A 9,552-nucleotide genomic window follows, 5' to 3' on the forward strand; every position below is an offset into this window, starting at 1 on the left:
ATTCGAACCCCCGACACCCTTGTGAGGTGTACTCCCTTAGCAGGGGAGCGCCTTCGGCCACTCGGCCAGCTCTCCGCAACACGGGGCGTATATTAACCAGCTTCTTCCCCGTTTGCAAACATAAAAATCGATAAAAATTAATGGCTTGGTTCTTCGTCCTTCTCTTTCTTGATGCGCAGGTAGATTTCCTCACGGTGGACAGCTACCTCTTTAGGGGCGTTGACCCCAATACGCACTTGATTTCCTTTGACGCCGAGCACGGTCACGGTGATTTCGCCATCACCAATAATCAGGCTTTCTGCGCACCGACGAGTCAGAATCAGCATACCTTTCACCTCACGCATTTCATTTCAGGGACAGCAGTCTGCAAAAAAAAGGCAAAAAGCCTACAGCCAAATCGGCTAAGGCCTACATGCCAGAGTATTGACTAACGCGAGCAAAAGAACAGCTTCGGGGGATCACGCCATTCAAAAAAACAAAAGGCGCGGTCAGACCGCGCCTTTTGGCAAACGCATCACTCGCCCTGGCGGGCCGGTGCGTCCAGTTCGAAAGCCGTGTGCAGGGCGCGCACAGCCAGTTCCAGGTACTTCTCTTCGATCACTACGGAGACTTTGATTTCCGAAGTCGAGATCATCTGGATGTTGATGCTTTCCTTGGCCAATGCCTCGAACATACGGCTGGCTACGCCTGCGTGAGAGCGCATACCAACGCCGACGATCGATACCTTGGCGATATTGGTATCACCAACGACTTCACGGGCACCGATCTCGCGAGCGGTGTTTTCCAACACGCCCTGTGCGGCCTGATAGTCGTTACGGTGCACGGTGAAGGTGAAGTCGGTGGTGTTATCGTGTGCGACGTTCTGCACGATCATGTCGACTTCGATGTTCGCGGCACTGATAGGGCCGAGGATCTTGAACGCAACGCCCGGGGTGTCTGGCACGCCACGGATGGTCAGCTTGGCTTCATCGCGATTGAAGGCGATGCCAGAAATGATCGGCTGTTCCATGGTTTCCTCTTCATCAATAGTAATGAGGGTGCCCGGACCCTCCTTGAAGCTGTGCAGTACGCGCAGCGGGACGTTGTACTTGCCGGCGAACTCGACCGCACGGATCTGCAATACCTTGGAACCGAGGCTGGCCATTTCCAGCATCTCTTCGAAGGTAATCTTGTCCAGACGTTGAGCCACGGAGACCACACGCGGGTCGGTGGTGTAGACGCCGTCGACGTCGGTGTAAATCTGGCATTCGTCAGCCTTCAGAGCTGCCGCCAGCGCCACACCAGTGGTATCGGAGCCGCCACGACCCAGGGTCGTGATATTGCCGTGCTCATCGACACCCTGGAAACCGGCGACTACTACTACGCGACCGGCTTTCAGATCACCACGGATCTTCTGGTCATCAATCTGCAAGATACGCGCTTTATTGTGCGCGCTGTCCGTCAGAATCCGTACCTGGTTGCCGGTGTAAGACACTGCCGGCACACCACGCTTCATCAGCGCCATGGCCAACAGGGCGATCGTCACCTGCTCACCTGTAGAGACGATCACATCCAGTTCACGGGGAACCGGCTGATCTTCACCACTGATTTTCTTGGCCAGATCGATCAGACGGTTGGTTTCGCCGCTCATTGCAGACAGCACAACCACCAGGTCATCGCCGGCATCACGGAATTTCTTAACCTTGTCGGCGACCTGCTCGATTCTCTCGACAGTGCCGACCGAGGTGCCTCCAAATTTCTGTACGATCAAAGCCATTTCAAAGCCGCCTCTGCCCGTGAAGGGCGCCCAAATAATCACTCAAACAGCACACCGACCCACCACTAGACTGCGGGCCGGAGGCGCTGCCTTATAAACCCTGCTCTACAAACGGGACAGTCAGAGCCAGTGCTGCGTCCAGAGCGCCAGCGTCGATACCGCCGCCTTGCGCCATATCTGGACGACCACCGCCCTTCCCGCCCACTGCCGCAGCGGCTTGCTTCATCAAATCACCGGCTTTGAGTTGGCCAGTCAGGTCTTTGGTTACGCCTGCAACCAGAACGACCTTTTCCTCATGGACACTGCCGAGCAGGATCACTGCGCGGCCGAGTTTGTTTTTCAACTGATCGACCAGCGCCAGCAGCGCCTTGCCGTCCTGGCCATCCAGACGCGCGGCCAGCACTTTGACACCCTTGACGTCCAAAGCAGACGCCGACAGATCGTCGCCTGCCGCACTGGCTGCCTTGGCTTGCAACTGCTCGAGTTGCTTCTCCAGCAGACGGTTGCGCTCCAGCACAGCCGACAGCTTGTCGATCAGGTTGTCGCGGCTGCCCTTGACCAGGCTGGCCGCTTCCTTGAGTTGTTCTTCCGCCGCGTTCAAGTAGGCCAGTGCCGCAGCACCGGTAACTGCCTCGATACGACGCACACCCGAAGCCACACCGCCCTCGCTGATGATTTTCAGCAGGCCAATGTCGCCGGTACGGTTGGCGTGGATACCGCCGCACAGTTCGACGGAGAAGTCGCCCATGCTCAGTACGCGCACGTTGTCGCCGTACTTCTCGCCGAACAGCGCCATGGCGCCTTTCTGCTTGGCGGTTTCGATGTCGGTTTCTTCGGTTTCAACCTCGGAATTCTTGCGAATTTCGGCGTTGACGATGTCTTCCAGCGCCCTCAACTGCTCAGGCTTGATCGCTTCGAAGTGGCTGAAGTCAAAGCGCAGACGTTGACTGTCGACCAACGAACCTTTCTGCTGAACGTGCTCGCCCAGCACCTGGCGCAATGCCGCGTGCAGCAAGTGAGTCGCCGAGTGGTTGAGCGACGTCGCATGACGCACTTGGGCATCGACATGAGTCTCGACCGGAGTACCTACGATCAGGCTGCCCGAATCCAACACACCGTGGTGCAGGAACGCACCGCCGGTCTTGGTGGTGTCGCGCACGTCGAAACGCGCAGCGCCAGCCTGGAGGAAGCCGCAATCACCAATCTGACCACCTGATTCGGCATAGAACGGCGTCCGATCGAGAACGACCACACCCTCGTCGCCTTCGCTCAATACGTCGACCGACTGCCCTTCTTTATACAGAGCAACGATTTTTGCAGAACCGCTGTGAGCGACGTAGCCGGTGAATTCGGTGTCCACGTCAACCTTGACCAGACTGTTGTAGTCCATACCGAAAGAGCTGGCGGAACGGGCACGGACGCGCTGGGCTTCCATTTCGCGTTCAAAGCCTTCTTCGTCGATGGTCAGGCTGCGCTCGCGAGCGATGTCGCCGGTCAGGTCCATCGGGAAACCGTAGGTGTCGTAGAGTTTGAACACCACGTCGCCGGGAACCACGTCACCCTTGAGCTCAGCCAGATCCTGTTCGAGGATCTTCAGGCCCTGTTCCAGGGTCTTGGCGAACTGCTCTTCTTCGGCTTTCAGCACGCGCTCGATGTGCGCTTGCTGGGATTTCAGCTCAGGGAAGGCTTCGCCCATCTCGGCAACCAGGGCCGCGACGATCTGATAGAAGAAGCTGCCCTTGGCGCCCAGTTTGTTGCCGTGACGGCAAGCGCGGCGAATGATGCGACGCAGCACGTAACCGCGACCTTCATTGGAAGGCAGCACGCCATCGGCAATCAGGAAACCGCAGGAACGGATGTGGTCAGCCACGACTTTCAGGGAAGCCTGAGCGTCGTTGGTGCAGCCGATGGCCTTGGCCGATGCGGTCAACAGGCTCTGGAACAGATCGATTTCATAGTTCGAGTGAACGTGCTGCAGCACGGCACTGATTCGCTCCAGCCCCATGCCGGTGTCCACCGACGGTGCTGGCAGCGGATGCAACACGCCATCGGCGGTGCGGTTGAACTGCATGAACACGTTGTTCCAGATTTCGATGTAACGGTCGCCGTCTTCTTCTGGCGAGCCCGGTGGGCCACCCCAGATATCAGCGCCGTGATCGTAGAAAATCTCGGTGCACGGACCGCATGGGCCGGTATCGCCCATGGTCCAGAAGTTGTCGGATGCGTACGGTGCGCCTTTGTTGTCGCCAATGCGAACCATGCGCTCGGCCGGAACGCCGATTTCCTTGGTCCAAATGTCGTACGCCTCGTCATCGCTGGCGTAGACGGTGACCCAGAGCTTTTCCTTCGGCAGGTTCAGCCACTTGTCGGAGGTCAGGAAGTTCCAGGCGTAAGTGATGGCATCACGCTTGAAATAGTCACCGAAGCTGAAGTTACCCAGCATTTCAAAGAAAGTGTGGTGACGGGCGGTATAGCCGACGTTTTCCAGGTCGTTGTGCTTGCCGCCTGCGCGCACGCATTTCTGGCTGCTGACGGCGCGGGTGTATGCGCGCTTTTCCTGGCCCAGGAAGCAGTCCTTGAACTGGTTCATCCCCGCGTTGGTGAACAGCAGGGTTGGGTCGTTGCCCGGAATCAAAGAGCTGGAGGCTACACGGGTGTGGCCTTGCTCTTCGAAGAAGCGAAGGAAGGCTTCACGGATTTCTGCGCTTTTCATTAGGTTCTTCCACGGAGGCTGCGGCCAAAGGCCTGTTCGAAACGTCAACAGACGAAACGACGGCAAAGGGCCGCATTATATCGGCCCTGCGCGCGGGGTACAGCGTGTTTATACGATAGAAACGGTCAATTGGACCGCTAACCCTATCACTTGCGAGAAAAGTCGACGAATGTCGCGACGACCTGCTCGATTTGCGCACGGCTGACGTCCATGTGCGTGACCATGCGCAGACGCGCAGCGGCACTGAGCTTTATGCCTCGCTCAGCGGCGAAAGCCTTGATCGCCTCGGCCTTGTCGCCCATCGCCACGTAAACCATGTTGGTCTGCACTGGCTCGACTTCAAAACCTGCTGCACGCAGGCCTTCTGCCAGCAATTGTGCATTGGCGTGGTCCTCGGCCAGGCGTTGGACGTTGTTATCCAGCGCATACAAGCCTGCCGCCGCCAGAATGCCGGCCTGGCGCATGCCGCCACCCACCATCTTGCGCAGGCGACGAGCCTTGCCGATCAATTCAGCCGAGCCACACAGCACCGAACCGACCGGCGCGCCCAAGCCTTTGGACAGGCAGACCGAAACGGAATCGAAATGTTGGGTGATTTCCCGGGCATCGACTCCCAGTTTCACCGCCGCGTTGTACAGCCGCGCACCATCCAGATGCAGTTGCAACCCATGTTCACGGGTAAAGCTTCGCGCCCGGGCGAGGTACTCCAGCGGCAATACTTTGCCCTGCATGGTGTTTTCCAGCGCCAGCAAACGGGTGCGTGCGAAGTGGAAGTCATCCGGTTTGATGGCTGCCGCCACGTGGGTCAGATCAAGGGAGCCGTCGGCCTGCCCTTCCAGTGGCTGCGGCTGGATCGAACCGAGCACCGCCGCACCGCCGCCTTCGTACTTGTAGGTGTGAGCCTGCTGCCCAACGATGTACTCGTCACCGCGTTCGCAATGGGCCATCAACCCCAGCAGATTGCTCATGGTGCCGGTCGGAACAAACAGTGCAGCAGCAAAACCCAGGCGTTTCGCCAGCTCGGTTTCCAGACGATTGACCGTTGGATCTTCGCCATAGACGTCGTCACCGGTGACTGCGGTGGCCATCGCGTCGAGCATGCCGGCGGTGGGCTGGGTGACTGTGTCGCTGCGAAGATCGATAACGCTCATGAATCTGGCCTCGGTAAGCAGGGGAAATCCCTTTCAGTAGGAATTACTGCGGTCATGCGAAGGAATAATCAACCCTTGAACGAGGATAATGCCCGTTAATACAGCGAAATAGTCGATAACAATCATCCGAAAGCATCAATGCGCCTGTAGGAAATATGTGTTAAAAACGCTGCGCCGCCAAACTTTATGGCGGCAAAAACGTTCTCAGGGCGGGGTGTAACTCCCCACCGGCGGTAATTGCGCGCAATGCGCATAGCCCGCGAGCGCTTGGCGACAGCACGGCTACGGCGGTGACTGACGACAAGGTCAGCAGACCCGGTGTGATCCCGGGGCCGACGGTCATAGTCCGGATGAAGAGAGAACGGGATTGTTGCCGATGGGCCGTGCGCAGCATTCGTGCGAACGTGCGTACCCTGAAATCCCCTTCGATTCATAACGCCCTGTTTTTCACACAAACAGGAGTCAGAACATGCAACCCACCGCAATCGACAGCAAAAGCAAACACCCTCATGGCGAGCGCGTTGCGTTCATTCAGGCCTGCTGGCACAAGGATATTGTTGATCAGAGCCGTATCGGCTTCGTCAAAGAAATGATTGCCCAGGGTTATCAGGAATCCGACATCGATTTATTCGAAGTCGGCGGCGCATTTGAAATGCCCCTGCACGCCAAGTTGCTGGCCAAGACCGGTCGTTATGCCGGCATCGTCGCGGCCGCTTTGGTGGTGGACGGCGGGATCTATCGTCACGAATTCGTCGCCCAGTCGGTGGTCAGCGGCCTGATGCAGGTTCAGCTGGAAACCGAAGTACCGGTTTTCTCGGTGTCCCTGACCCCGCACCACTTCCATGCCGGTGAAGAACACCAGAAGTTCTTCTTCGAGCACTTTGTGCATAAAGGCCAGGAAGCAGCGAAGACTTGCGCGGATACACTGAAGAAGGTGCGCGCATTGCGTCGCACTGAGCCGCGCGCTGTGGCGGTCTAAAACACAAAACCTGTGGGAGCGGGCTTGCCCGCGATGAGGTCCTGTCAGCCAATGAAGATGTCGACTGATGGGACGCAATCGCGGGCAACCCCGCTCCCACAATGACTTATGTCGAATTCAAGGCAGCGGTCAGGCCAGATTTTCGTCGTTGCTCGGCACGACCAGAATGCCGGCACGCAGACCATTCTTCACCTTGGGGTTCGGGAAAATAATCCGGGCGCCCTCTTCTTCGATGATCCAGCGGGTGTTGGCGATGTCTTCGGCCAGCAGGTAACCCACATCCAGTTCCGAAAAATTCTCGATATCGGCCGGCAGGTTCAGGCGGAAGCTGTCGCTGTGCTTGATGATTTCCCGTGCCACGCTGAACAGCTGCAAGCCGTCCAGTGGTGCTTCGGCCAAGTCCGGCTCGGTGCCGTCGATGATCTGTTTCAGGCGGTTTTCCAGCAGCGAGACGTTGACCCCGTCGTTCTGCCCGAATGGCCGCGCCTTGCCCAATTCGAGGGTGAAGGACTCGGCACCCAGCTTGTCGTAGGTGTAGGAACTGAAAACGATGGACGGCTTGTTCTGCAGTAACACCGCCTCAATGCCGGCGGCGCGCAGTCGGGCCAGTTCCTGGCGTGAATGCTGACGCCCCTCCTTCCAGGGGTACAAGGCGAACTGCTCGATTTTTGAACCACGGATCGCCGTGTGCAGGTCGTAGTGCAGACGCTGGCGATCCGGCAGGCTGAAGAAGCTGGCGGCCAGACGCTCCAGCTCGCAGGCGCGCAGCGCTTCGCTGCCGCTGCTTTGTTCATGACGGCCGTTGAACAGCCGATTGACGTCCTGCTCGACGAAACGCTCGCCGCGACGAATGGCGTCCGGGTTGCCAAACAGGAACAGAATACGGGCGCGCGGCTTGAGATCGCCGCGAGCGATGTCGTGCAACAGCCGGTCGAGCAATTCGATCGGCGCTGTTTCGTTGCCGTGGATCCCTGCCGAAAGCAAAAGATCCAGGCCAATGTCACGGGCTTCGGGTGGCCGGACTTCCAGCGCACCCTCGCTCAACCAGCGCATGCGCACGCCTTCGACAGTCAGTTGAGTCTTCTCCGCCGGTTCACGGCCGGCGAGGGTCAGTTCAAGCAGTTTGCCGAGGGCGAGCATAGAGCGGTTTCCTTAGTGGTCGTGATTGCAATCCGGGCCGTGAACGTGACCCTCGTCGTCGCCGACGTCAGCCGGTTCCATCTCCAGTTGCAGACTTACCAGATTAGTCGCCAATGGGCGCAACAGCAGGTTGGCGTACTCTTCGTCGTCTTCTTCGACGTCCACGCCGATCAACAGCTGGCCACGGCCGTCCTGTTGGATCCACAGCTCTTTGCCTTGCCACATGACCGCGACGCGGGTGCAGGAAGTTTGCAGTTGCGTGCCGTCGGTGTCTTCAAGGATCAGCTGCAGGGAATCGCTCATATCTTTACGCTCTCATTGGAGATGAACCGGCGCGCCCCAGGTCCGGGCGCGCGCCGTCGATCAATTGATCTGGAATGGATAAACCGCGCCCAGTTTAAGGATTTGCGTCAGTTCATCCAGTGCCGTCCGGCACTCAAGCAGCAATTGCGGGTCCGCCAGGTCGCTTTCGGCCATGCGGTCACGATAGTGCTTGTTGACCCATTCGGTCAGTGAGCCGTACAACGGTGCGGTCATGATAACGCCTGGATTGACCGCCGCCAGTTCGGTTTCATTAAGCGCCACGCGCAAGCGCAGGCAAGCTGGGCCACCACCGTTCTGCATGCTCTGCTTGAGATCGAAGACCTTAACTTCGCGGATCAGCCCACCAGAGCTGGTCAACCCTTGCAGGTATTGCCAGACGCGCTCGTTGCCACGGCATTCTTCCGGCACGATCAACAGCATGGTGCCGTCAGGACGCGACAGCAGTTGGCTATTGAAGAGGTAGGACCGAACTGCATCTTCTACGGTAACCGCCGAACGCGGTACGCACACAGACTGAAATTTCCCACCCACTTTGGCGAGTTTGCTCTGAAGCTCAGCAAGCATCTTGTCGGTCTCGAGGAACGCGTCCTCGTGATAGAACAGCACTTCGCCATTACCCACGGCGATCACGTCGTTGTGGAATACACCCTGATCGATCACCGATGGATTCTGTTGAGCGTAGACCACACCGTCATCCTTCAGGCCGTGCAGACGGGCAACCGCCTGGGACGCTTCGAGGGTTTGACGGGCTGGGTATTTCTGCGGCGCCGGGTAACGGGTGTCGAACGCACTGCGACCGAACACGAAAAACTCGACGCCGGCTTCGCCATATTCACGGCAGAAACGCGTGTGGTTGGCCGCGCCTTCGTCACCGAACTGCGCCACGGCGGGCAAAGCTGCGTGGTGTGCGAAGTGTTTCTGGTCGGCAAACATCGCGCCCAACACACGACTGGTGGTTGGGTGTTCAATGCTGCGGTGGTATTTGCAGTTCAGGTTCGCGGCGGTGAAATGCACGCGGCCATCAGCGGTGTCGGCACTTGGGCTGACGGTCGCGGCGTTGGCTACCCACATGCTCGACGCCGAGCAACTGGCAACCAACAGCGGCATCGCTTCCTTCGCGGCACGCTCGATCACTTGAGCGTCGGTGCCGCTGAAACCCAGGCGACGCAGAGCCGCCACATCCGGACGCTCTTGCGGCGCCAGCACGCCCTGCTGGAAACCCATGTCCATCAGCGCTTTCATCTTCGCCAGGCCTTGCAGCGCGGCTTCCTTCGGATTCGAAGATTGCTGGCTGTTGCTCTGGGACGCGACGTTGCCGTAGGACAGGCCGCCGTAGTTATGGGTCGGCCCCACTAGACCGTCAAAATTGACTTCATAGGATTTCATCAGCGAGGCTCCACGAGAATCTGTTTGTTATAGGCTTCTGGTAACAATTGAGTAAGACCGCGTGGCGACCTTCGCGAGCAGGCTCGCTCCCACAGGGACATAC

8 protein-coding genes and 1 riboswitch are annotated in these 9,552 nt (G+C 58.5%); of the genes, 1 reads left to right on the plus strand and 7 read right to left on the minus strand.

The features are described 5' to 3' along the window. Positions 1–137: 137 nt before the first annotated feature. The 4 genes from csrA to ltaE form a co-directional block, all read right to left on the minus strand. Positions 138–326: a carbon storage regulator CsrA gene (gene csrA / locus ACRESJ_RS13390; protein ID WP_002554426.1), complete on the minus strand. Its 189-nt coding sequence runs from the start codon at positions 324–326 to the stop codon at positions 138–140. Positions 327–514: 188 nt separating this feature from the next. Further along, positions 515–1,756, minus strand: coding sequence for an aspartate kinase (locus ACRESJ_RS13395; protein WP_431758312.1), 1,242 nt, complete (start codon positions 1,754–1,756; stop codon positions 515–517). 91 nt (positions 1,757–1,847) lie between these two features. Next, entirely contained in the window at positions 1,848–4,469 is a 2,622-nt protein-coding gene (gene alaS, locus ACRESJ_RS13400; protein ID WP_431758313.1) for an alanine--tRNA ligase, read from the minus strand. A 146-nt stretch (positions 4,470–4,615) separates the two neighbouring features. Then, complete coding sequence (gene ltaE, locus ACRESJ_RS13405; RefSeq protein WP_431758314.1) at positions 4,616–5,620, minus strand: low-specificity L-threonine aldolase; 1,005 nt, start codon at positions 5,618–5,620, stop codon at positions 4,616–4,618. A gap of 196 nt (positions 5,621–5,816) precedes the next feature. Continuing rightward, positions 5,817–5,987: riboswitch (FMN riboswitch) on the plus strand. Between the two features lie 102 nt (positions 5,988–6,089). On the opposite strand from ltaE, the gene ACRESJ_RS13410 reads away from it, so the two are divergent. Beyond that, positions 6,090–6,599, plus strand: coding sequence for a 6,7-dimethyl-8-ribityllumazine synthase (locus ACRESJ_RS13410; RefSeq protein ID WP_431758315.1), 510 nt, complete (start codon positions 6,090–6,092; stop codon positions 6,597–6,599). A 129-nt stretch (positions 6,600–6,728) separates the two neighbouring features. Here ACRESJ_RS13410 and astE read toward each other — a convergent pair whose 3' ends face one another. From astE to astB, 3 genes are read right to left on the minus strand one after another with little or no spacing between them, the layout of a single operon-like run. After that, complete coding sequence (gene astE / locus ACRESJ_RS13415; RefSeq protein ID WP_431758316.1) at positions 6,729–7,739, minus strand: succinylglutamate desuccinylase; 1,011 nt, start codon at positions 7,737–7,739, stop codon at positions 6,729–6,731. A gap of 12 nt (positions 7,740–7,751) precedes the next feature. Beyond that, positions 7,752–8,042 (minus strand): topoisomerase II, encoded by a 291-nt coding sequence (locus ACRESJ_RS13420; RefSeq protein ID WP_431758317.1) that lies wholly within the window; start codon positions 8,040–8,042, stop codon positions 7,752–7,754. Positions 8,043–8,102: 60 nt separating this feature from the next. After that, positions 8,103–9,449, minus strand: coding sequence for an N-succinylarginine dihydrolase (gene astB / locus ACRESJ_RS13425; RefSeq protein WP_431758318.1), 1,347 nt, complete (start codon positions 9,447–9,449; stop codon positions 8,103–8,105). Positions 9,450–9,552: the final 103 nt, after the last annotated feature.

It is taken from the genome of Pseudomonas sp., assembly GCF_050739655.1.
GTDB lineage: Bacteria > Pseudomonadota > Gammaproteobacteria > Pseudomonadales > Pseudomonadaceae > Aquipseudomonas.

Excerpts from the sequence above, each read along its gene's own strand:
- csrA (WP_002554426.1), bottom strand. The coding sequence starts at position 326 with ATGCTGATTCTGACTCGTCGGTGCGCAGAAAGCCTGATTATTGGTGAT.
- ACRESJ_RS13395 (WP_431758312.1), bottom strand. The coding sequence starts at position 1,756 with ATGGCTTTGATCGTACAGAAATTTGGAGGCACCTCGGTCGGCACTGTC.
- alaS (WP_431758313.1), bottom strand. The coding sequence starts at position 4,469 with ATGAAAAGCGCAGAAATCCGTGAAGCCTTCCTTCGCTTCTTCGAAGAG.
- ltaE (WP_431758314.1), bottom strand. The coding sequence starts at position 5,620 with ATGAGCGTTATCGATCTTCGCAGCGACACAGTCACCCAGCCCACCGCC.
- ACRESJ_RS13410 (WP_431758315.1), top strand. The coding sequence starts at position 6,090 with ATGCAACCCACCGCAATCGACAGCAAAAGCAAACACCCTCATGGCGAG.
- astE (WP_431758316.1), bottom strand. The coding sequence starts at position 7,739 with ATGCTCGCCCTCGGCAAACTGCTTGAACTGACCCTCGCCGGCCGTGAA.
- ACRESJ_RS13420 (WP_431758317.1), bottom strand. The coding sequence starts at position 8,042 with ATGAGCGATTCCCTGCAGCTGATCCTTGAAGACACCGACGGCACGCAA.
- astB (WP_431758318.1), bottom strand. The coding sequence starts at position 9,449 with ATGAAATCCTATGAAGTCAATTTTGACGGTCTAGTGGGGCCGACCCAT.